At 43.5% G+C, this 21335-nt stretch carries 17 protein-coding genes and 1 pseudogene; 7 read left to right on the top strand and 11 right to left on the bottom strand.

Going from position 1 to position 21335, the window contains the following annotated elements:
* Positions 1-8: 8 nt before the first annotated feature.
* The 5 genes and pseudogenes from PGH26_RS02935 to PGH26_RS02915 all read right to left on the bottom strand — a co-directional run bounded on the left by PGH26_RS02935 (position 9) and on the right by PGH26_RS02915 (position 5904).
* Positions 9-1103, bottom strand: a complete 1095-nt coding sequence (locus PGH26_RS02935) for a hypothetical protein (protein WP_323692537.1) — start codon at positions 1101-1103, stop codon at positions 9-11.
* Between the two features lie 387 nt (positions 1104-1490).
* A pseudogene (locus PGH26_RS02930) lies at positions 1491-1829 on the bottom strand (SDR family NAD(P)-dependent oxidoreductase); the annotation flags it as partial.
* Positions 1830-1899: 70 nt separating this feature from the next.
* A complete protein-coding gene (locus tag PGH26_RS02925) occupies positions 1900-3303 on the bottom strand; it encodes a tetratricopeptide repeat-containing diguanylate cyclase (RefSeq protein WP_323692536.1) in 1404 nt (467 codons plus the stop codon).
* 131 nt (positions 3304-3434) lie between these two features.
* The gene (locus PGH26_RS02920) at positions 3435-4490 is read right to left on the bottom strand and encodes a hypothetical protein (protein WP_323692535.1); all 1056 of its coding nucleotides are present in this window, start codon (positions 4488-4490) and stop codon (positions 3435-3437) included.
* A 13-nt stretch (positions 4491-4503) separates the two neighbouring features.
* A complete protein-coding gene (locus tag PGH26_RS02915; RefSeq protein ID WP_323692534.1) occupies positions 4504-5904 on the bottom strand; it encodes an MBOAT family O-acyltransferase in 1401 nt (466 codons plus the stop codon).
* A gap of 295 nt (positions 5905-6199) precedes the next feature.
* On the opposite strand from PGH26_RS02915, the gene PGH26_RS02910 reads away from it, so the two are divergent.
* The 3 genes from PGH26_RS02910 to PGH26_RS16160 all read left to right on the top strand — a co-directional run bounded on the left by PGH26_RS02910 (position 6200) and on the right by PGH26_RS16160 (position 9652).
* The gene (locus tag PGH26_RS02910) at positions 6200-7420 is read left to right on the top strand and encodes a polysaccharide deacetylase family protein (protein ID WP_323693455.1); all 1221 of its coding nucleotides are present in this window, start codon (positions 6200-6202) and stop codon (positions 7418-7420) included.
* 231 nt (positions 7421-7651) lie between these two features.
* Positions 7652-8353 carry a YflT domain-containing protein gene (locus PGH26_RS02905; protein WP_323692533.1) on the top strand — a complete coding sequence of 234 codons (702 nt, stop codon included), beginning with the start codon at positions 7652-7654 and terminating at the stop codon, positions 8351-8353.
* Between the two features lie 387 nt (positions 8354-8740).
* Positions 8741-9652, top strand: coding sequence for a methyl-accepting chemotaxis protein (locus PGH26_RS16160; protein ID WP_431312516.1), 912 nt, complete (start codon positions 8741-8743; stop codon positions 9650-9652).
* A gap of 26 nt (positions 9653-9678) precedes the next feature.
* On the opposite strand, the gene PGH26_RS02890 is transcribed toward PGH26_RS16160, so the two are convergent.
* Complete coding sequence (locus PGH26_RS02890; protein ID WP_323692532.1) at positions 9679-11499, bottom strand: cation:proton antiporter; 1821 nt, start codon at positions 11497-11499, stop codon at positions 9679-9681.
* Between the two features lie 312 nt (positions 11500-11811).
* On the opposite strand from PGH26_RS02890, the gene PGH26_RS02885 reads away from it, so the two are divergent.
* Entirely contained in the window at positions 11812-12813 is a 1002-nt protein-coding gene (locus PGH26_RS02885; RefSeq protein WP_323692531.1) for a YsnF/AvaK domain-containing protein, read from the top strand.
* Positions 12814-12951: 138 nt separating this feature from the next.
* Positions 12952-14445: a glycerol kinase GlpK gene (glpK, locus tag PGH26_RS02880; RefSeq protein WP_323692530.1), complete on the top strand. Its 1494-nt coding sequence runs from the start codon at positions 12952-12954 to the stop codon at positions 14443-14445.
* Between the two features lie 515 nt (positions 14446-14960).
* Here glpK and PGH26_RS02875 read toward each other — a convergent pair.
* From PGH26_RS02875 to PGH26_RS02855, 5 genes are all read right to left on the bottom strand, one after another.
* Positions 14961-15857 (bottom strand): diacylglycerol/lipid kinase family protein, encoded by an 897-nt coding sequence (locus PGH26_RS02875; protein WP_323692529.1) that lies wholly within the window; start codon positions 15855-15857, stop codon positions 14961-14963.
* Between the two features lie 104 nt (positions 15858-15961).
* Positions 15962-17053 (bottom strand): NAD/NADP octopine/nopaline dehydrogenase family protein, encoded by a 1092-nt coding sequence (locus PGH26_RS02870; protein ID WP_323692528.1) that lies wholly within the window; start codon positions 17051-17053, stop codon positions 15962-15964.
* Positions 17054-17116: 63 nt separating this feature from the next.
* On the bottom strand, positions 17117-18496 hold the full coding sequence (locus PGH26_RS02865; RefSeq protein WP_323692527.1) for a YfcC family protein: 1380 nt from the start codon (positions 18494-18496) through the stop codon (positions 17117-17119).
* A gap of 160 nt (positions 18497-18656) precedes the next feature.
* Positions 18657-19379 (bottom strand): GntR family transcriptional regulator, encoded by a 723-nt coding sequence (locus PGH26_RS02860; RefSeq protein ID WP_323692526.1) that lies wholly within the window; start codon positions 19377-19379, stop codon positions 18657-18659.
* Positions 19380-19551: 172 nt separating this feature from the next.
* A complete protein-coding gene (locus PGH26_RS02855) occupies positions 19552-19998 on the bottom strand; it encodes a DUF4385 domain-containing protein (protein WP_323692525.1) in 447 nt (148 codons plus the stop codon).
* A gap of 347 nt (positions 19999-20345) precedes the next feature.
* Here PGH26_RS02855 and PGH26_RS02850 point away from each other — a divergent pair, with 347 nt between their 5' ends.
* Positions 20346-20846: a competence protein ComK gene (locus PGH26_RS02850; protein ID WP_323692524.1), complete on the top strand. Its 501-nt coding sequence runs from the start codon at positions 20346-20348 to the stop codon at positions 20844-20846.
* Between the two features lie 145 nt (positions 20847-20991).
* A complete protein-coding gene (locus PGH26_RS02845) occupies positions 20992-21318 on the top strand; it encodes a DUF378 domain-containing protein (protein WP_323692523.1) in 327 nt (108 codons plus the stop codon).
* Positions 21319-21335 lie beyond the last annotated feature (17 nt).

Genomic DNA, 21335 nt, shown 5'->3' with positions numbered 1-21335 from the left:
TCCTCCCCTTACTTGCAATGACGTTTTGTTGATGAACCTATTCGGAGTGCTGCGCCCGCTAGTATGAATGCTATGCTTAACATCAGCATATTGGTCTGATTCAAAATACCGCCCGTTTGAGGAAGCCGTTCACTGTTCATAGTTGAATCCTCTTGTTTTTGAGAGCCGTGATTTGAGGATAAGTTGGTAAACTTATTTACCATTCCTTTGTCAGGTCGGTTTTGCATATCATTCGAATTTGAGTAGTCCCCATTACCACTTGACTGACTTGATGAATCCGTGCTCGATGTGTTTTTGTGTGTGATCGTATCAATTTCAATTTCTGTCTGGATGATGGGGCTGTTTTCCACACTGGCTGTCTTCACAGTATCCGCTGTTGCTTCCTTTGTGATTGTGGTCGGTGCTTCAATTTCGGTAACATCGTCTGCATCCAGGTCATTTACTCTATCGTCATTTGAGACAGACTCGACATCTTGCTCTTCCGTCAGTTCATTTGAAGATTCTAATGTGGAATCAAGATCATTACTTAATTCTGGAACAATTGTTTCTTCACTCGGTTCTTCTTTATTGCTAATAAGCTCTTCTCCATCTTGAATTTGATCAGTTATTGTCTCTTCTTGGTCACCTTCATCACTATCAATATCTTCCGGTGCTATCGTTTCAGAGCAAAACTGCTTCTCATCATCCTCATCAGTTATGTTCGATTCTTCTTCCTTTTCGCTGTCCGTGCTGATATGCACTTCCGTTAAAGGATCCTCTTCGGACAGTATACTCGCAATATACCTTTCGTTCCCGGGATCTTCTGCAGTCTTTAAATCCATATCCAGGCAACTTGATCTTTCTATTTCATCATCCGTTTTATGTACATGCTTTAGTTCTGCATCTGCATTCTTACATTCCTCTGAATTAAGTCTCTTTAACTCTCCTTCATCATTAGAAACGGTCTCCTCCGATCTTGGCGGTACGTCACCTGGAATTTCTAACGCTACACACGCCAAATCCTCTTCATAAGCCTGTACACTTTCATCCTCATTCGCTAGCGCCGGTCCCGATCCTCCAAACACCAAACTCCCCGCAACCACCAACACCATCACTCTATTCACCGATCATCCCCCTCTTCCTAAATAAAGCAGTTACAGAAATATTCCCTTAATTCTTCTTTCCTAACCTACCTCTCTCACACCCCAGATGGACTTTCCATTGTATATTTTCTTTTCAACTTCATCTTTTAATTCCTATTCTCAAAACTTGTAATGAAGTAACTACTTCCCATATGTTCCCTTGATTGAAATGGAATGCGGTGACTCCTTAGGAATAAGCGAAGGAACGGCTTAGGGCAAGCCCCTGGGAAAGCGTCCGCGTGAAGCGCAACTCAAACCCGTCCCTTCCAAACTCACATAAAAAAACCCCTACTTCACCAAACTAAATTGGCAAAGAAGGAGTTCGTTCACTCACCCTTATTTTTTCATGCTGGCTGCATACGCATTAAATTGACCTGTCATGAATTTAGAATCATCTGAAGCCAAGAACAGAACAGTGTGACCGATATCTTCCGGCTCTCCGTGGTATGGAAGCGCGTTATACTTCTTGAAGATTTCGCGTACTTCTGCAGGCAAGTTTTCTTTTGCAGCAGGAGTTAAGATTAACCCGGGTGCGATTGCGTTACACCGGATTTTGTCTTTTCCGTATTGAGTTGCAATGTAACGAGTCAAACCAGTTACAGCTGTCTTAGAGGCACCGTATGCTGAACGGATTGCATCTCCAGCTACAGCAGCAGTGGAAGCTGTGTTGATGATTGAACCGCCGCCTGCTTTTTGCATATGAGGAATGTTCGTTCATTTCAATCTACAAAAAAAAAGAACTCATAATAAAACATCGAGTTCTAAACTATGTTCCCTATTAATAAATACAAACTTGGTTTTTTCCATTGTTTTTTGCGCGATATAATGCGATGTCTGCTTTGTGGTATAGCTTGTCGTACTCTTTTATCTTTCCATTTGAGTTTTCAGCTACCCCGATACTTAAAGTTAACGGGATTCTCTCCCCACTGTGCTCAAGTGAGAGGTTTGTTACAGTATCAAGCATTTGATGCGCTTTTTTAGATGCATCTTCGAGCGAAATCCCTCTTAAAATAGAAACGAATTCATCTCCGCCCACTCTTCCTGTTTTGTCGCTTCTGCGCAGCAGATCGCTGCACTCCTGCGCGACCAGACGAATCACCTGATCACCAAATGGATGGCCATACGTATCATTCAACGTCTTTAAATTATCAATATCAAAAGCAATACAAACCACATTTTCCTCGGATAGAGCAGCTTGGCCTAACCACTCGTTTGCGGTTTCCTCCAATGCTCTTCTGCTGGCCACTTCCGTTAAAAAGTCGGTATTCGCCTGTCTTTCCAGCTCTTGCAGTTTCACTTTCATTTCAAGCTTCATCGCTGCATTTGCAGTATCTTGGCGATGAATTTCTTCAAGAAGCCGGATATGCATATCTTGAATTTCGAATCCTTTTTCAAAGTCCTTAAGTTCTCGATAAAGCTCAATTTGTACTTCTTGGATTTCTTTTTGTTGTTTATAATTATTTGAACTTATAGCGCTTTCATTTGCAATTGCCAAATTTTCCAGCGCTGCTTTTAATTGATGCTGCAATCTTTGCAGATGCGCAAGCAGACGGTAGCATTTTGTTTTTTCTTTCGCGTAATCGTGCAAAATAGGATCTCGAACTACCGACTGCAGCAGTGCATCGGCTGTTTCAAAATCAGACTTGCCGAGAAATGCTTGCGCCACTGCCAGAATTGCTTTCGTTACCAAAAACGGGCAGTAGGGTTCAAGCTCTACCGCAGTGCTTGCCCCTTTTTTTCCTACCCGTAAAGCTTCTTCATACTTCCCCATACGGCTCAGCACGGAACTAAGTTCACTGCAATTTTCGCTGACAAGGTTAAACTTTTTAAGTTTCGAAGCCAGTTCAATACTATTCTCGAGTACTTCTTTGGCTTTCATGTAGTTTTCCGTGTATTCATATAACAAGAAGAAAATGTGATTGGAATCCATTTCGTCTTCTTTGTCCCCATAGATTTCACACAGCATTGCATGCTTTTCGATATAATAAAAAGCGTCCTTAATGTCACCAATCTTATAAAATCCCAGCGCAAAGTTAGCGTAAGCATCCATTTGCAACTGACGATCTTCAATATCAGTTGCACATTGTAAAAGCTGATAACAACTTTCTATCATTTCGTTGTATCTGCCTTGGTTTCGAAGCGACTGAATGGATTGTTGTAAATTTATTATATGTTCGCTCATATCCACGTTCTCCTGTACTGTTCTATTTAGTCCTTATTTTATACCCATAGGACTAGAACAATAAACATGCGCATAGACTATAGACTCACATACACTTCGAAAACAACACTGTTCAAATCAAGACTATTGACTCAATTCTTTTCCTTGACTGCTTTTTCAGCTAATCTGCGAACTTCTTCCAGATGTTCATCTACATTATCCGGAGTCACGTACACCCCAAAATCGGTGGGGATATCTGAAGCGTTATTATTTTGTATTCTCTTTGCAAGCATTGTTCCGATTTCAGGATAAAAATGATGTCCGTCAATGTAATTCATCTGGTCATTCGTTATCGTGTTCGGATACATGAAATTCCAAATCCCCCCGTTTACATCGACCAGATCCCGGATCCACTGTTCGTAATCATCCAAAAGGTCAGTTTCAACTAATGAAACAAATAACCCCGTTGAAATAGGTGTAGTGTAAAAAGTCAGCGTGTCATCTCCAGCTGCGTCTTTGATTTTTTGAAGAATCATCGGATAGTCTTTGTAGTACGTATAATTGTTTCCATAAAACACATTTTCAAACCGTCTGATTTTTGACTCCGTACTTTTCTCCACTTCTTCTTCCGTCAGTCGATTTGCGAACGCTTCCCCTTTCCGGTTGTAAAGACGATCTTCATCAATCGTGTCTGTTACCGATTTCTTGAAATTTTGGATAGAGATTTCGAGTGAATCCAATGACAGCAAGTTTTTTGTACGATAGAAAGGCTGGTTGATTTTATTTTCGTAATTCGTCAATGCTCTTGGAGCCGCAGCTTCTCTCTCACTGGATTTGAAGAAGTCTACCCCGATTAAATACCGTTTCAAATCAGGAAGTTGAGATTGGCTGTAAAGCATCATACTATGCACTTCCCGCACCGACATATTCGCAACGGAAAAATTGAATACATCCCATCCTTCAAACGCGGTTGGGTGGATATACGTAGATCGACTGCTTCCGATGAGCAGAGTATCGTAATCATGAGGTCCATAGTGCAGCATGGCAATTTTCTGCTCACGTTCATTCGTCACTTTTTGTATCGAGTTAAATGCGTTGGCATGTCCATAGTGCCAAAGTGGATCAATCCAGTAATTGACACCCGCAGTAGCGGCGGCCAATGCCAGGAATAGGAATAATGCTGTTCGTGCAAATTTTTTATCTGTCATTTGACTCACCGCCTTAGAAATTGAAGTATAGGAATTCACTGACACGCTGAAGCTGCATCGCGCTGTAATAGAGCAGCATGACGACAAAGAGCATCATGAGCGGTGTCCGTTTTTGTGTTTCCATAATTTGAACAGAGTTTTTTGCAAATAAGGCGATGCCTAATCCCAAAAGGATGACAAGTGCTAAGTGTGTCAGGTCTTCATTGAATAGCACGCTGATGCCCATTAGCTGGATTCCTTCCAAACCGAACATGGCTTTGTAGACACTTAGTGCAACGGACACATCCGGAGCTCGGAAAATAACGAATGCTAAATGTACAAATAAGAAGGTAACGGCCCACGCCAAGAGCTTGGGTAATCTGCCGCCAGAACGTTTCCAGATCCGTGCGATGACACTTGCAAGACCATGCAGAATCCCCCATATGACGAATGTCCAGCCAGCTCCATGCCAAAAACCGCTGATCAGGAAGATGATAAAGATATTTATGTACGTCTGTGGAATGCCCTTACGGCTTCCGCCAAGAGGTATATAAATGTACTTTGTTAAAAATCCGGACAAGGTAATGTGCCAACGACGCCAAAAATCTTGTATGTCGAGTGCTTTGTATGGCGAGTTGAAGTTGATGGGCAATCGGATGTTGAAGAATAATGCAAGGCCGATCGCCATGTCCGAATAACCGCTGAAATCGAAGTATAACTGCAGCGTATAAGAAAGCGATGTTAACCATCCGCTGACCATCGTCAGTGCTTCAACAGAACCATATCCGCTATTTGCATACCCGGCAAAAGTGTCCGCGATCGCAACCTTTTTAAACAAACCGATCGAAAAAATCACGAGTCCTTTTGACAAGTTTTCATAATTGATGCGATAGGTTTTCCGGTCACTGAATTGCGGCATCATATCTCCATGATGCACGATAGGACCTGCAATCAGCTGCGGGAAAAACGATACGAATAATCCATAGTTCAGGAAATTGTATTCGTTGGTTTCAAGCCGGTATGAGTCGACAAGGTATGCAATTTGCTGGAATGTGTAGAAACTGATTGCTAAAGGGAGAATCAGCTGTACCAGCGAAATCTCAGTCCCAAGGACGGCGTTCAAATTCTCAGCAAAAAAGTCCCTGTATTTGAAATACCCTAACAGACTGACGTTGAACAAAATACCGAGTGTCAGAATTCCTTTACGTGTCGGGAGCCATTTGTTTTTACCAAGAAACACTCCTATGATGTAATTCACAATCATGGAGCCGACAATCAGCGGTAAGTAGGCAGGATTCCAATATGCATAGAAAAACAGTGAAGCAAGCAATAGCCATGTTTTTGCGAATGGCGGCGCGATTCTGCCTACAAGGAAGAATACAATCCAAACGACTGGCAAAAATAAAAATATAAATTCAAACGAGTTAAAGATCATAGGATACCCCACATACAAATTTAGTTAGTTTTATCTGTCATGAAGTATACCATACAGCGCTAAAGGTTCGGCAAGTAAATATAAAGTTGTCCCGGACCTTTATTTAAGAATAGAACTGTTTAAGTATTTTTTAATACTTCACGCATCAATAGAGATTCGTCCCTTCATGGTTGACCTGAAAATATTCTCATCTTTTTCTAATTCCATCCAAATATCTGAATCTTTTATGGTATAATCATCTAAGGAATTTGAACTGCTTACTATTATATATAAAGGAATGTTGCATGTGTTTAAAATGAGAAACTGGTCCGTTTTATGGACTAGTCTATTTGCGTGTTTTCTAGTAATTTTGATCCTCCCGAACACTCAAGCTGCTGCGCGAAGTTCAACTGTCACGTTATCTAAAGCCACGGGAGGTTATGCAATAGAAGGAGATCAATTGATTGGTACTGCCACTTTCATGAAAGGTGTTCCTTATGAGATGGTTGCGCAAGATGAAAAATACGGGTATTTGTCATTTGGAAACGATAAATTAGTTGTGCCGATCCATGTTGTTCAACCTGCTCCTCCAACTAAAGAAAGGCCTTTGCCAAAAGGACGCAAAACTGTGATTATCCAAAGTCGCGTGTCAGTGGCAAGCGCACTGCGCGGGGGGTATCGTGTTGGGTATATTAATCCGGGACAGCGCCTTCCAGTGATTGCAGAAACCAAAACCCACGTCCAAGTGAACCTCGGCGGTGTTCGCGGATTCATTCCCAAAACGCTCGTGACTGCGGATCCGGGAATTCCGGTTCTTATGTATCACCAAATTGTGGAGAACAGGGCATCAACGCCTTTCGCTGACAATCATATGGTGATTGACTTAGCTCCATTCCAGCAGCAAATGAACTATTTGAAAGTAAATGGCTGGAAGACGATTACTCCCGAGGATTTAGATAACTGGCTATTGCTGCGGAAAAACTTGACGGATAAAACTGTTTTAATCACTTTTGACGACGGTCTGCTTTCCCTTCAAAAATACGCCTATCCATTACTGTCGGAAAACGGCTTTCAAGCAACGTCATTTCTTATTACATCGCGCATCAAACAACAAGCTCAGCCATGGGATGACCAAGCATTCCAATATATAGGACTAAAAGAGATTCGCGAAACTGTTGATGTGTTTTCGTTTCAACATCACACACACGGAATGCATTTACGCAGACCTGCAACACGTGAACCTTATTTAACAACGGCCACCTCTGATGAAATTAAAGCTGATATTGATCTCGGACGTTTCCAAGTTTCGAAAGCTTTCGATATGCAAGATCCCAATATTCGTTATCTCGCTTATCCGTTCGGTCAATTTAATGAGACAAGTAAAAAAGCGATTTCTGCTGCAGGCATCCGGATGGCCTTTACAACGAATCCTGGAAATGTAAAACTTGGTGACAATCGTTATGAACTGAAACGCCAAGGTATTTCTCCGATTCATTCGCTGAACGACTTTGAAAAGAAGTTATACGGAGCATACTAATTTATAGATTTTTAGACAGAGGTGCAAGCGTGCCTCTGTTTTTTGTTTTCTTTCATTAAATAATCTTTGTCACGGAGACTCTTTTGGCCATGATACTTTCATTACAAAATGATGACGTTTCGTGTAGTTGATTGTTTTACAGGTTTTCATAACTTCCCTCTCGGGTATTCAATCATTAACAACTTAGCATTTGAAAACTAACATTCCAACTCAAACAGGAGGCGTTCACAAATGGAACAAGGAAAGCGATTCATCGGGATGTTTCACACAGAACCCGAATTATTGGCTAAAGTAGAAGAACTGAAAGCTGAAGGGTATTCGGATCACCAAATCTTTGTAATTGCGAAAAGTGAAGATGATGTCAAAATGCTGCAAAGCCGGACGGATGCCGAAGTTCAGACGACTCACGAATCATGGCTTGATAAGTTCATGGATTTCATGACTGGTGAAGACCGCGTTCGCAGTATGATGGACGATCTTGGATTCAGTGAAGATGAAAAAGCTGGTTTTTACCAGGATGTCAATAATGGCAGCATGCTGCTTTATGTGGATGAAACCAGTGACATGCCCGGCCAGCATCAAGAAGTCGGCAAACCATTCGGCATCGGTGAAAATGCAGGGGATCCAAACCTTGGCGCAAATACTTGGGTTGCTCCTCCAGGTGATGGAGTTACGCGAACGCCTGAAGAACCTCCATTCGGTGAAACCGCACCGCAGCATACCGAAAATCGAGTAACGCCTGTTCATGAGCGTCCAGTTGAGCGTTCTGAATTCAGCGTTGCCGCAGATGATTCTGTTTCAAATGGATTAGAGACGACGGATTTCGCCGGAGAACTCGGACGCGATCCCGAACAGGAACAGCGCCGCCAAGAGTTTCAAGATGCCGTCAATGACCGGCCAAGCAGACTAGATGACGAACCGGAACGTTATTAACTGAAGATTGGTATTTTAGACGGAAGTATTAAGTAGAGGTCAAAATAACATCTCCGCTTATAATCCATATAAAAAAGAAACAGAGGCTGCGTAAATGGCCTCTGTTTCTTTTTTTGTATTTAAATTAGAAATGGTTTCTCTTTCATAAACTCGGGTATATAAAGAGAAGTTCATATGATTCTTTTTTCCTAATTCATTTACTTACTAGTAAAAATTTTTTTTGTTATTCAATGAAAAGTAAAACCTGTAAGTAGTTTATAGGTCTACAGTTTCATATTTTTGCAGATTCACTAATTTGTCATTAAATAAAGTCTTGATTGGCAGTACATTTGATTCACAATATGTATAATAGAATTTAACTTATCTGAAATTACAGGAGGAAACGACTTGAACGTCTTAACATCAGAGATTGTCTCAGACACGCTAGTTGTCAAAGCACTAGAACAAAACCTTGCCATTATCCGATTCGGAATGGACAAACGTGTCGCTTATGTAAACGAGAAATTCGCAGCCGCAGTAGGATATCGTCCAGAAGAGATGATGGGCATGCAGCATCAGAAACTATGTTTTCCAGAATTTGTAAATACCCCTTCATACGACGCTATGTGGAAAGATTTACAGCGCGGTCTTTCTTCATCTGGAAAGATTAGACGAAAAGCCAAAGACGGTTCCGCTATTTGGCTGGAAGCAACGTATATGCCAGTGTTTGCGGATGACGGCCGAACAGTCCTCGGCGTCACTAAAGTGGCAACAGATGTAACCAAACGGCAAGATACCGCTTTAAGTGTTGTATCAGAACTCAATCAGATGGCGCAGTCACTTACTGAACAAGCGGATGATGGCCGTAACCGGAACGAAGAGTTACTGAAACGGATCGGTGAGTTAGCAGAAGTTTCTACAACAAATACGAATAATTTGGAAGCGCTTCAAGTCCATTCTGAAAACATACAAGGAATCGTAAAGACCATTCGAGCCATAGCCTCACAAACGAATTTGCTCGCATTGAATGCTGCTATTGAAGCGGCACGTGCAGGCGAACATGGACGCGGATTTGATGTGGTGGCTAAGGAAGTCAGAAAGCTATCCTCTAATGTGGAAGCTTCTATTGTTGAAGTACGAGACGGGATTGAAGCGATCACTAAGGAAGTGCGTCTGATTGCTTCAGGAACCGAGAAAGCACAACTAAATATTGAACAATGTAAAAAAGACGTTGAATCCGCTACTGATGCGTTTTTCCATTTAGCTTCTTCTGCAGCCGAATTGGAAAGCCAGGCCCATGACGTTACAACCATTGTTTAATCTATAAAAAGGAGCCTTGCCGCATTTTAAGCGACAGGCTCCTTTTTCTCATTCTTTGGACGCATAACGACAAGGACGTCGCCTTCTTCTAGATTGATTCTTTTGCGCAACGTGACAAATACGATCGAATCGTTCTCTTTCTTAATGAAAAGCGGAGTAATTTGTTCGGGTAATTCATCCAGCAAATTATCGACATTTTCAACTTCTTCAGTCGAAATTTCGCTAAGTTCGAACACTGTATTAATCTTCCGGTTCAGCTCTGCAAACGTTGCATCTTCACGGAATAGTAAATGCGCCTTCAGTGAAATCGGCAGCTCCGATTCATTCATCTGATGATTTACGGCAACTGGTAATGAAAACGTATTGTTAAAGCCGAATTCCGGTGCAAATGATTGGGAGATAAGCGCGTTATAGGACGCGTCCCCTGTCATCGCCAAAATCGTACTGTACGGAGTCAAATCGACAGCAAATCTCGACTGTTCTGACAAAATCTGCCCTTCAAACGTCTGGACCCCTTTCGCAGCGGCTAAATTCAATCGTCCTCTAGAAGGATCCATGATAAGAACAGGGATGCCTAACTTTTTCAGCTGCGCACCGAGTGATGCTGAAAAGTTACTTGCTCCGACAATTAAGATGCCCGGCGGTTCATTACTCGCTAAATGCAGTTTCTTCGCAAGCGGACCGATCGTGAAACCGTGCGCACAAACCGTGATAATAACGAGCGCAAACGTCAACGCTGTCAGAAGGCTTGCTTCTTCATAGCCGTCGTTGACAAGTATGCTCGAAAAGTATCCGGCTACCGTAAGTGCTACGATTCCACGAGGTGCAATCCAGCCGATCAAAATTTTCTCATTCCGATCGAGTTCTGTACCGATGGTTGAAATCCAGATGGACAGCGGACGGACAACGAATAATGTCACTAACACAAAGGCAAGAATCGGCAGTGTAAACATTTGAGCGATTGTCTCTCTCGGCAAAGAGGCCGTTAATAGAATGAAAACTGTCGAAGTTAACATGACCGAGACGTTTTCAACAAAATGTCCAAGGTTTCCGATGGATGAAACATATTGCTTCGAACGGCCAATTGTCAGACCCATCACTGTCACTGCAAGCATGCCTGTTTCGTGCATAATGACTTCTGCCAACATGAAACAGATTAACACCAATGCCAGGACAATTGGTGATTTTAAGTATTCCGGAAACTGCCCTTTTGCCGCCATAACTGTAATCAGTAACCCGACTGCCAGTCCTAAGAGAATCGCAAGACCTGCCCCTCCGAAGAAACTGAGCAGATTACTCATCGTCAAGTTATCGTTGCTCAACACTTTAATGACTTCATAGGCAAACAGCGCAAGAAGCGGCCCCGCAGGATCGACGATAATTCCTTCCCACTTCAATACAGCAGCCGTCCGGGATTTCAATTTCGCACTCCTGAGCAGCGGAATAATCACTGTAGGACCCGTTACGACGAACAACCCTCCTATAATGAAAGCAATTTCCCATTGCAATCCCGCAAAATAGTGGGCTGCAAGTGATCCGAGAATCCAAGCCAGAAACGCACCAACCGTCACAATACGTGTAACTGATTTTGAAATCCCTTTAATTTCCCGGATATCAAGATTCGAACTGCCTTCGAAAAGAATAACTGCAACCGCAAGTGAGATAAGCGGTCCATATAAATCACCCAACGCGGCTTCCGGATTGATTAATCCTAAAACAGGACCAATAAGCAATCCTGCGATTGACATGATCACAATGGATGGCCATTGAATCCGCCAGGCGAGCCACTGAGAAAAGATTCCGAGCGCGAGTACTGCAACCACGCTGATTAATGCTAATTCTTCCATTCTCCCACTTCCTAACAGGATCCCTATGATCCGTGAATTTCGTTAGAGACAAGTGTACCAAACTGGAGGACTCCTGCCTACTTTGAATTCTCGTTTTCCATATTCTTTCCTCAGTCCTAAATCCCTATCCCATTACATTCACTTCCAGGAAGTTCTCACTAGCCCCTGTAACAGTATGGTTACAAGAATATGACATTTGTTATCTGAGCTTGTGATGAGGTTTTTGATAGTAAACCGCCGGGTATCTATTTCCTAACACCGCAAAAGTTTAGCGGTTAACTAAAATACAAAACTCTAGGAGGAACTTTAGATATGAATAACAACAAACGTTTTGCAGGGACATTTCAGACGGAAACAGAATTGATTGCAAAGGTGCAAGAGTTGAAAGCAACCGGAATTTCAGACGATAACATTTATGTCATCGCAAAAGATGACCACGATCTGCATATGCTGCGCAGCCGTACAGACGCAGAAGTGAAGACGACAGATGGTTCTTGGATGGACAAGTTCATGAACTTCTTATCAGGGGAAGATCATATTTATACGCTGTTGAGCGATACTGGCTTGAGTGAGGCAGAAAAAGATCGCTACACACGTGAGATTCATGAGGGTGCGATGCTCCTTTATGTAGATGAAGGCGAAGCGGGTGCACGTTACCTGGACAATAATGCTCGGAATTCTTCGATTGAATCATCTAATGATGTGAATCTGGAGACAGCCGCATCCACGGAGCCTGCCGGGTTGGCAAGCGGGCTTGACCGTGAACCTGGTTCGCTGCATGGAAACTATGACCATACGGCAGATGCACAACTGAAACCAGTCGATACGAACCGCGTACGCAGTGAAGGTGAGTTGAACCGCAGTATCGAAGAAGTGCCGGAAACAATGAAAGTTCACGAAGAACGACTTAACGTCGACAAACAGCAAGTGCAAAAAGGCGAAGTGACTGTCGACAAAAATATCGTGGAAGACCGTAAAACCGTAGATATCCCTGTTGAGCATGAAGAGATTACAATTGAACGCCGCCCAGTAAACGGCGAATTGGATGAGACTGCAGAAGATTTCCGGACAACAACTGCGTTCGATAATGAAACCATCCGCGTGCCAGTCACTGAAGAAAAGGTCGAAGTAACGAAAAAGCCCGTTGTCACCGAAGAGATTGTCATCAACAAAAAACGGGTCACAGATACCGAGCACGTAGACGAGACGGTGAAACGTGAAGAAGTGAACGTGAATACAGAAGGCGAAACAGAGAATGTGAACGTTAAAGGTGACCTAACAAATATGGACCGGAACCGTACCGATAAATTCTAATCACCATCCTTCCCCTTGCCTCATTACTGGCAAGGGGTTTCACTTCTTTTCCTGGAATAGCAAGGACTTGCCTGCATTATGATAAACTGAAGAAAACGCTTCCCTGGCGGAGGCGATTGACGCTAGGAGGAAGATGGTATGAAAGAGGCGTACATGCTTGCACTCGACCAAGGAACAACCAGTTCAAGGGCGATCTTGTTCAATGAACAAGGAGAATCCGTGTTCACTGCACAGCAAGAGTTTAAACAGTATTTCCCTCAAGCCGGATGGGTAGAACACAATGCTACTGAAATTTGGAGTTCCATTCTCTCGGTAATTGCCGGTGTGTTGTCTGAGAAGAATTTATCCCCAGAACAAATCGCTGGAATCGGCATTACAAACCAGCGAGAAACCACGGTTGTCTGGGATAAAAATACCGGCAATCCGATTTACCATGCAATCGTCTGGCAGTCACGGCAAACCGCTAGTATTTGCGAAGAGTTAAAAGAGGCTGGCCATGCAGATTTGATTCGTCAGAAAACCGGTCTTCTGATCGATCCGTATTTCTCTGGAACGAAAGTTAAATGGATTTTGGATCATGTGGAGGGTGCCCGGGAGAAAGCGGAAAACGGGGAGTTGTTGTTTGGTACGATTGACACGTGGCTTGTGTGGAAATTGTCTGGCGGCGAAGCACACATTACGGACTACTCGAACGCTTCACGAACGATGATGTACAACATTCACGATTTGCAGTGGGATGAGGAACTGCTTGATATTTTGGACATTCCCGCTGCAATGCTCCCCGATGTCCGTCCTTCTTCGGAAGTATATGCGCATACAGAACCCAGTAAATTTTTCGGTCGCGCAGTCCCGATTGCCGGGATCGCCGGGGATCAGCAAGCCGCACTTTTCGGGCAAGCCTGTTTTGAAAAAGGCATGGTGAAAAACACGTACGGCACCGGTTGTTTCATGTTGATGAATACAGGTGAAGAAGCGGTGCAATCTGACAATGGCCTATTGACAACCATCGCTTGGGGACTTGACGGCAAAGTCGAATATGCATTGGAAGGAAGTATTTTTGTAGCAGGTTCCGCCATTCAATGGCTGCGTGACGGTTTGCGTATGGTGAGAAGTTCGGAACAAAGTGAAGCGTATGCAGAACGAGTCACTTCTTCGGATGGTGTCTATGTAGTTCCGGCATTCGTCGGCCTCGGCACGCCCCATTGGGACAGCGATGTCCGGGGAGCGGTCTTTGGGCTGACTCGCGGGACGTCGAAAGAGCATTTCATCCGCGCGACGCTGGAATCTCTCGCCTATCAGACAAAAGACGTCTTGGATGCGATGGAAGCCGATTCCGGCATTTCGCTGAAGTCTTTGCGAGTGGATGGCGGTGCGGTTGCGAACAATTTCTTGATGCAATTCCAAGCAGATTTGTTAGACGTTCCCGTTGAACGTCCTTCTATTAATGAAACCACCGCGCTCGGGGCAGCCTATCTTGCGGGTCTTGCGGTAGGATTCTGGAAAGACTGCTCACAGATTGCCGATCGCTGGCAGCTGGATCGAGAGTTTAAGCCGGAGATGGATGAAGTAGAGCTCGATGGATTGTACGCGGGCTGGCAAAAAGCCGTGAAGGCCGCTCAAGTGTTTAAGTAAGGATTTAAGGAGCGCACCCAGTGAGTTGGGTGTGCTTTTTTGCATCCTTAAGTTAGCGAAGGGCTATCTATTAGTCCTTTGAAGTTGTTGAGTTGTGTGCCGTTATCGAGAAACTTCGTTAGGTGTCGGAGAAATTCACCTAGGTGATGGAGAAAGGACGCTATGTGATTGGGAAAACACTCCATGTGTCGGACAAAACCATTTATGTGATGGAGAACCGTTCCCTGGCGTCTAGGGGAGTGTTTCTGCAGTGGGATAGCCCACACAACAAGCGAAGCGCCACCAATTAATCCCTTAACGCTGTTGAATTGTGTGCCATGGCCGATTAATTCCTGCGTGTGGCCGATTCTTTACTCCAAATGGCCGATTCACCCATCGATTTGTCCGATTCCCATCGCCAACTGGCCGATACATCCCGACAAGTGAACGATTCCCCCTTCCCCCACCCCCGCTTTCCAACGAAATCCCCAACGAAAAAAACGCTTCATCCCGTAAGATGAAGCGTCCACTACTACTTATTTCATTATAGGAACCAGCATCTTCAAGTGGCCAGCCAGCACTTCAATCTTTCCCGATTGCAGATCGTATAATTCACCGTCCATATCTACTTTCCTTTGACTCGGTGCCGAAACCTGCAACTCACTTACTTGCATATACTCCAGCATATCGAGTTGTGCCGGATCCGTTTCAGGCTTCCGAAGCGACACCAATTCTCGCAGCATGGCTAAATTGGAATTCTTTACGACGAGCACATCCAATTTCCCGTCAGACGGGCTAATCGCCGCTATCGGAATCGGTGTTGTCGCGAGCGAACTGCCGTTTAATACAAATATCGCAATTGCCTCGTCCTGCAAATCGATTCCATCCGAAACAAGATGATACGGAAAACTCTCTGCTTCACGCATCGTGCGTATCGTACTGGCCATATAACTCAGCGGACCGAAACTCTTCTTTTGCCCATCATCCACATTTTCGGAAGTATCCGCAACGAGTCCGATCCCCCAAAAGTTAATGAAATGCTGATTTCCTTCTCTTCCTACATCGATTGCACGGATTTCTCCAGCGAGCAAGGCTTCAGCAGCATCTTTTAAGTTTTGAGGAATGCCTAACGTCCGTGTGAAATCATTCGATGTTCCTCCCGGTAAAATTGCAAGCAGCGGACGCACGTCAAGTTTCGAAATAGCGTCTATACATTGATGAACCGTTCCGTCGCCGCCCATGATGACAATCAATTCCATGTCACTTGCTGTTTCACACAGACGGCGGGTTTCTTCAGGATTTTCGGGTTTACTAATCGTCAGCTCTTTCACCGCTCGCCCAAGCACTGGCACAACTGCGGAAAGTTTCGCTTCCACGTCATCATCCCCAGCATGCTCATTATAAATAAGCATAGCCTTATTAAATGCGTGCATGTGGTTTCCTCCTTTTAGGGGTACTTGTTACATGTACTATTCCCTCTAAAGATATTCGGATAACCTATCTCGAAAAACATTCATACGCTGCTGAATCTCTACAATCATTTACGTCCGGTTTGAACAAATTCCAAGAATTCATCCACAGACATTCCTTTCACTCCCAAGTTTTCGAGCGTCCGCGCACCTTCCATTAAACTGCGGCCCAACAGCAACTGCCCCATAGTTGCAGCTGTTTCCATATGGATTGTAGGAAGGTTTACCATCTTTCCTAGCTCAATGAATGGAACCAATCCCATTGGAATATCTTCCGTTAAATAGCGGGTTTCCAGCGTATTCTGTCCGCCAATATCTTGATAAACAGGGTTACTGCTAACGGATTCGGACAACGTATCTTTGAATACATCGTACTCAACTTCCATCTGCTGCATGCACGATAGCAATTCCAACCCAAATACTTTGCCGATTGCCATCCGTTCAGCATCCATCTTTTCCACATAACGTCCAATGCTTGGTGTAAATCCATCCACATAGAATCGCCAATCCTGCTCTGATTCAATGATTCCTGTATTAAATAACGTTGTTGCTGGATGTAAAATCGGATTTGTATTATCAAAACTTGTAACTAGAATACTCTCACATGCTTCAAATTGCGGGAATGCAGTTTGAAGCGTTTCTACGACTCTAGCCGTTTCTGTTGCAGGCAGCGCGGCGGTTAATATCCGATTCTTTAATCCAAATACTTGTGTTGTCCCTGGCTGAATAATGCGGCAACCGTAGAGCAATGTGTTGGTCTCTCCTAATGTCACATCAGCTTTGCACCCTTCATCATCCAGCGTTTTCCGGAAAACGAGCGATCCGAACGACGCGGCAGGATTCAAAATGACAATCTGACCGTCTTTCAAATACGGCGCACATGATTTTGCGACCGATGCATGGGCTGTTGCAGGTACCGTCACAAAGACGATGTCTGCGTCTTTCAGCGCCTCTTCCATACTCGTTGTTGCACAAGCGACTTTTCCGAATCCCGTTAACGCATCTTGAAGATGAACGCCGCCTTGTTCTTTGATTGCATTGATCGTATCTTCAAAAATATCGTAAATCGTGACGTCAAATCCCATCATTCCTAAATGCCCGGCTGTCGTCTGTCCACCGTTTCCTCCACCAATGATCGTCCATTTCAGCATCTTACTCATCTGTCATCACTCCTAGTTGTGTCGTTTATCTATTTGTTTATAATGTTATAATGTTTGATTGTATTAAAATGGTCCCCAGTCAATCCAAACTCCAACTGCCAATATAATCATCGTCCAAATCGTCCATTTAAAAACGAGCGGGCCTGCGAATCGAATCCATTTTCCGAAAGATACTGCGGCGATTCCAAGCGCAGCCATCAGTACAGGATGTGTGGGTGTAATCATGTTCCAATAGCCATCACCTGACTGAAATGCCTGAACAGCTATTTGGCGATTAATTCCGATGACATCACTGATTGACGACATAATCGGCATGACCACTGCCGCTTGCCCGGTAGATGACGGGATGATGAAATTGATGAGCCCTTGAGAGAGATACATGCCCCATGCCGCAAAGACGCTGTGAAGACTGCCAAGCGGAACTGAAACTGCGTACACCAATGTATCAATAATTTGGCCCTCTTCCATAACAACGAGGATCGCCCTGGATAGCCCGATAATTAATGCGGCCGCTGTCATCTCAGCTGCGCCTTTCATGAATTCATCCGTGAACTGGTTAAAGCTCCCTTTGAATGCAATCATGCCAATGACAATTCCCATAAGCAGCATAAGCGCAGAGATTTCACCTAAATACCAGCCATATTTCAAAACACCAAATACGAGTGCTACTAGAGATAAGCCTAGAACAGCCATAATCCATTTGTGTCGTCTTGTCATAGTCAGATCGTCTAATAGCGAACTATCTGCTTCGATTTCCTTTTCATTCACAAGCAAACTGGTTTTGGGATCCATTTTCACTTTTTTCGCGTACCTTAATGTGTGATGAATCGCGATGATCAACCCTCCGACCATCATTACTGAACGCAATCCGATTCCTGAAAACAAAGGAAGCTCGGCAATTCCTTGGGCTATCCCTACGTTGAACGGATTCAACGGTCCTGCCGAGTAACCTGCATACACTCCTACCACAACAATTGAAACGGCAATGATTCGGTCATACCCCATTGCGATTGTCGCAGCCAGCACAATTGCAACAAAAGGCAGCGTCTCTTCCGCCATCCCGAACGTCGCCCCGCCGATTGCAAAAGCTGTCATCGCAATGATGATAAAAATGGATTCTCTGCCTTTTAATCGATGAATAAGTCTGGCCAGTGCCGCATTAATGGCACCGCTTTTTACAATTACTCCAAAAACCCCGCCAACGATTAGCACAAATGCAATAATTTCAGCAGCCCCGACAATCCCGCCAAATACTGATGAAAGAATTCCCCCAATTCCAACGGGTGATTGCTCTGTATAGCTGAAACTGTCTGCAACAATCAATTCCCGTCCAGTTTTTTCATCCATTGCACGATCAAATTGACCTGCAGGGATGACATACGTAAGCATCGCCACAAGTACAATCATGAACATTAGCAATGCTGTGGTAGTAGGCGGTTTCACCTTCCACTTCTTTTCCCCTTTTCCATTTCCCCACCAATCCCCTCATGTATAATGATTGACTATTCCGTCAATTGGAACCAAACGTTATATTCGTCTAATAAATTATAATGTTATAACATTTAAAGGAAGAGAAAACCATGCCAAGCACAGTTTTTACTCGTTATGTGAGTTCCAGTTCCATGTAATACTTCTCTTTGTCCTGTTTCATGACGAATTTAGAGTATTCAACACCCTCCCCTTCATCTGAAAACGTAATTCGCTCCCATACAAATAGAGGGGTATTCGGACGGACTCCAAGTAATTTCACTTCCTTCTCATTTGCAACTGCACCAGAAAAGTAGTTTTTAGATCGTTTAAGAGTAACACTGCAAGTCTTTTTCAACACATCATATATGAATACATCTTTGTTAATAATCGGCTCGTTTTCCGGCCAGATGTCTTGTGGAATATAGGTATACTCCAAAGAAACTATCTCACCTTCTTCATAACCAACCCGTTCCAAATAAACAAATTCAGCATCCGCGGATTTCCCTAACCTTTTCGCAACATTTGGATACGTTCCATGACTTCCGCTCGAAAGTAAATCATGGGCGCTGCTCACTTGTTCATCCATTTTGATAAACTCGGACTTATGAATATTCTTCTCTGTCTGCTGCCCGGTCACAAACGTTCCCCGACCCCGCTGGCGAATCAGCATCCCTTTATCAACAAGGTTCATGATAGCGCGTTTAATCGTAATGTTGCTCACTTCCAGTGATTTGGCCAATTCAGTTTCTGTCGGGATCTGATACCCTTCATCCCATTGACCTGAAATAATCTTTTCTTCCAAGGTGACCTCAACTTGAGCGTATAAAGGAGTTGTGGCCGTTTTATCGATTTTCATTCATCCCACCTCTGTCTGTCAGGTTATAATATTATAACTATTCAAAACTATACAGATTTCCCAAAGCTATGTAAAGAGTTTTTTGAAAACGGTTTCAAATAAGTTTTTCATGCTGTCCTATGCTTGGTGTTTCAGAAGTTATGCATCGTTCTAAGCAAGGGATTGTGCCGCCTCATCCATACTCTTTCTGATGAGCTTTCTTGCGTTTCAAATAGTCTTCATCTTTCCTGATTTCATCCCACCTTTCTTTAAAAATTGCTGCAGACTTCGCTTTCTCTTCATCAATTTGACGCGCTTTCACTGAGCCATCTTCATTATATTTCCGTCCGCCTTTATAATTCGTATACCTGCGTGCGCGAGTATATCCCATTTGGATGAATTTCCGAGCCATATCCATTCCCACAAAGTCGTCGTTTTCTCGATAGGCCTCAAACAATTCACAGATCTTGTCCGCAGATTCTTGAGCAATCTCAGGCGTCTTAAATCTCCAAAACGGCAAAATCTCGCTTTTGTAAGGCTCCACAAGCAACACGCCTTGCTCCCCTTTACCAACTTTATAAAGTTCAGGGTGTTTGCGGAGATCGAGACTTTTATAGTCGAGATCGTAGTCGAATGCCATGATGTGACACTTCCTTTTTTCACTTATTTACCCTCCAGTTAGTTCGTGAAACAGATTTGCCTTGTGATTCGCAACTTCATTTCCGCTTATGTTTTATTTTATTTTAAAGAACCAGTTTATTAAGCCCGGGAACTTACCGCTTACTAAACAATTTTATTTATCTTTGTTTAACTCAGCATTACTTTTAATTAACCCAATAAAAGAAATGTGACTATTAGCTAGTCACACCTCAAACGACCCACATCTTTGTCGAATCCTGTCGACAAATAGTTTCATTTTCACACTATTCTAAATACAAAATATGTCGTATAATGGAACTATTAAACAGTTATAGGAGCTGAATTGGAATGAACTGTGAAAGTTATTTGTTGGATAGCCAAGCTTTGGCACTCATGTCGCACAAAGATGATCAAGGAAGTCGATCCAAAATTATTACGCTGCATGGGATTTACACTTCTAAAAAATCACCTGTGCAACTTCTTAACTTAGTATGTGTCCGTAATCGTTCTACGAAGCTGAGACAAAAACGTGCGGCGTGCGAAATCTTGAAATTCAAGCAAAAACCTCCATTCATTCTATCTGAAGGTATCGGTGTTTTTCCGACCAGCTCCTCTAAACACGATACGTGCTGTTGGATTTTCAATCATTTCTTTACAACCGCGGAAATCGACAAAAAGACGACTGAACTTACGTTTTCCGCTGATATTAAAGTGATCGTGCCAGCTTCACTTCATATCATTCATCAGCAGAACGGCCGCCTGCACACACTGCTTAGTCATTCCTCCCAGTCTAAAAAAGAACTGTACTTTGAACAATTTCTATTTAGAAATGAATGGCAAAATCGTTAACGAGCCAACGTTTTGAAGCGACCACTCTGCTGGGCGCTTTTTAATTTTTTTGGATGTATGTATGAAAAACAACTTTTGACAAAAGCTAAGGATGGATGATTTTTCAGCTGGAAAATGAATCCTAATTAGAAAAGGAGTTGAAACCATGCGAATCGTTTCACGAATTGCACTCGTTCTCGTCATCATCGGGGCGTTGAATTGGGGACTCATTGGACTTTTCCAATTTGACTTAGTTGCCACATTGTTCGGCGGTCAAGCTTCGGTGTTATCCAGAATTGTTTACACCTTAGTCGGGATCAGCGGGATTGTCAGTCTCGGGATTTTGTTTGAAACGGATGATGCGACGGACCCTGATGCGGAGCATACAAGGTTCTCCAATCCAAACTACGGGACAGAATTCGGCGATGAACCCGATTTCACAGAACTTCGGGATGATGCGCGACGCCGGTCAGATGATGATACGATGCTTTAATACAAAAACCGCCAAAT

Origin of the sequence: Sporosarcina jeotgali (assembly GCF_033304595.1) — a bacterium.
Taxonomy (GTDB): domain Bacteria; phylum Bacillota; class Bacilli; order Bacillales_A; family Planococcaceae; genus Sporosarcina; species Sporosarcina jeotgali.
Note: the sequence above shows the minus strand (reverse complement) of the source record. Positions and strands in the feature narration are given on the sequence as shown.

Coding starts and splice junctions, on each gene's coding strand:
- PGH26_RS02925 (WP_323692536.1), bottom strand. CDS start 3,303: ATGAGCGAACATATAATAAATTTACAACAATCCATTCAGTCGCTTCGA.
- PGH26_RS02920 (WP_323692535.1), bottom strand. CDS start 4,490: ATGACAGATAAAAAATTTGCACGAACAGCATTATTCCTATTCCTGGCA.
- PGH26_RS02915 (WP_323692534.1), bottom strand. CDS start 5,904: ATGATCTTTAACTCGTTTGAATTTATATTTTTATTTTTGCCAGTCGTT.
- PGH26_RS02910 (WP_323693455.1), top strand. CDS start 6,200: ATGAGAAACTGGTCCGTTTTATGGACTAGTCTATTTGCGTGTTTTCTA.
- PGH26_RS02905 (WP_323692533.1), top strand. CDS start 7,652: ATGGAACAAGGAAAGCGATTCATCGGGATGTTTCACACAGAACCCGAA.
- PGH26_RS02890 (WP_323692532.1), bottom strand. CDS start 11,499: ATGGAAGAATTAGCATTAATCAGCGTGGTTGCAGTACTCGCGCTCGGA.
- PGH26_RS02885 (WP_323692531.1), top strand. CDS start 11,812: ATGAATAACAACAAACGTTTTGCAGGGACATTTCAGACGGAAACAGAA.
- glpK (WP_323692530.1), top strand. CDS start 12,952: ATGAAAGAGGCGTACATGCTTGCACTCGACCAAGGAACAACCAGTTCA.
- PGH26_RS02875 (WP_323692529.1), bottom strand. CDS start 15,857: ATGCACGCATTTAATAAGGCTATGCTTATTTATAATGAGCATGCTGGG.
- PGH26_RS02870 (WP_323692528.1), bottom strand. CDS start 17,053: ATGAGTAAGATGCTGAAATGGACGATCATTGGTGGAGGAAACGGTGGA.
- PGH26_RS02860 (WP_323692526.1), bottom strand. CDS start 19,379: ATGAAAATCGATAAAACGGCCACAACTCCTTTATACGCTCAAGTTGAG.
- PGH26_RS02855 (WP_323692525.1), bottom strand. CDS start 19,998: ATGGCATTCGACTACGATCTCGACTATAAAAGTCTCGATCTCCGCAAA.
- PGH26_RS02850 (WP_323692524.1), top strand. CDS start 20,346: ATGAACTGTGAAAGTTATTTGTTGGATAGCCAAGCTTTGGCACTCATG.
- PGH26_RS02845 (WP_323692523.1), top strand. CDS start 20,992: ATGCGAATCGTTTCACGAATTGCACTCGTTCTCGTCATCATCGGGGCG.